The organism is Bacillus sp. LR--39, assembly GCF_053613335.1.
In genome coordinates, this window is the sequence record NZ_JBSIOT010000136.1 from 1 (window position 1) to 1480 (window position 1480).

The window sequence follows — 1480 nt, forward strand, 5'->3', positions numbered from 1 at the left end:
CAGCCCAGAACTTGCTTTGCCTTGTGAGAGCCGGCAATCAGGATGCTCGGGTCGCCGGCTCTGCGCTTGCCGATCTCGGCGGTAATGTCTTTCCCGGTTGCCTTTCTGGCCGCATCAATCATTTCTTTCACCGAAAATCCTTCGCTGCTGCCGAGATTGAATATATCGCTTTTGCCGCCTTTTCTTAAATAGTCTAATGCCGACAGATGAGCGTCAATGAGGTCTTCAACATGAACATAGTCGCGGATGCATGTGCCGTCGGGCGTATCATAGTCATCGCCGAAAATCGTTATATGCGGTCTTTGGCCGAGAGCGGTCTGCAGGATGAGGGGGACTAGGTGTGTTTCCGGACGGTGGTCTTCTCCGATTTCTCCCGTCTCCCTTGCCCCTGCAACATTGAAGTACCTGAGAGACACAAAGCTGATCCCATGGGCTTCTTCAGTCCGCTTCATGAGCTTTTCCATGATCAGTTTCGTTTCCCCGTAGGTGCTTGTCGGCATTGTCGGCATGTCTTCTGTAATCGGCACCGATTCAGGCTCTCCGTAGACGGCCGCCGTCGAGGAGAATACGATTTTTTTTACATCGTGCTCGAGCATCGCCTGAAGCAAAACCTGTGTTCCGGATACATTGTTGTCGTAATATTTGAGCGGATCTTTCATCGATTCGCCGACAAGTGAACTGGCGGCAAAATGGATCACTTCTTCAATACGTTCCTTTTCGAAAACCGTGCGGAGGAAATCGCGATCGCGCACATCCCCTTCATAAAAGATCGCATCAGGATGTACTGCCTGTCTTTGGCCGGTCTCGAGGTTGTCAACGACAACGACGTTTTCGCCTCTGTCTATTAATTGGTACACGGCGTGTGAACCGATATAGCCGGCACCGCCCAAAACCAACACGCTCATATCCATTCCCCTTTCTATATTTCTTTGGCGCCGTCGCCTATTGCCGCAGTATAAAAAGCGGCATCATAGCCAACCGTTTCGCGGTAGACGGCATTCACGCGTTCTTTAAAGCTGTCTGTCCGGTCTTTTTCTACAATCGCAATCGCACAGCCGCCGAACCCGGCGCCGGTCATGCGGGCGCCAAGGACACCGTCTTGTTCCCAGGCCGCCTGGACAATGGCATCAAGCTCCAGCCCCGTCACTTCATAATCATCCCTTAATGACAAATGGGATTCATTCATCAGCTTGCCAAATCCGGCGAGGTCGCCTTCGCGAAGTTTTTCAAGCGCCTTCAGCGTCCGGGCATTTTCGTAGACAGCATGTTTGGCGCGTTTTTGATTGATTTCATTTCTGATGAGGTGCTGATGGGCTTCAAATCCTTCCATCGTCAATTCGCCCAGGCTTGCGATCGACAACTCCTGTTGCAGATCGCCGAGCGCCTCTTCACATTGGGCGCGCCTTTCATTATATTTAGACCCGGCCAGCGTCCGCTGTTTGTTTGTATTGATGATGATCACATCGTGTTCTTTCAACAC

At 51.6% G+C, this 1480-nt stretch carries 1 protein-coding gene and 1 pseudogene; both read right to left on the reverse strand.

Annotated features, from left to right (window positions below; all coding sequences use genetic code 11):
- A partial coding sequence (gene galE / locus ACWHAR_RS21115; protein ID WP_452087723.1) for a UDP-glucose 4-epimerase GalE occupies positions 1-905 on the reverse strand: 905 nt, incomplete at its 3' end.
- Between the two features lie 14 nt (positions 906-919).
- Positions 920-1480, reverse strand: a pseudogene (locus tag ACWHAR_RS21120) (galactokinase); the annotation flags it as partial.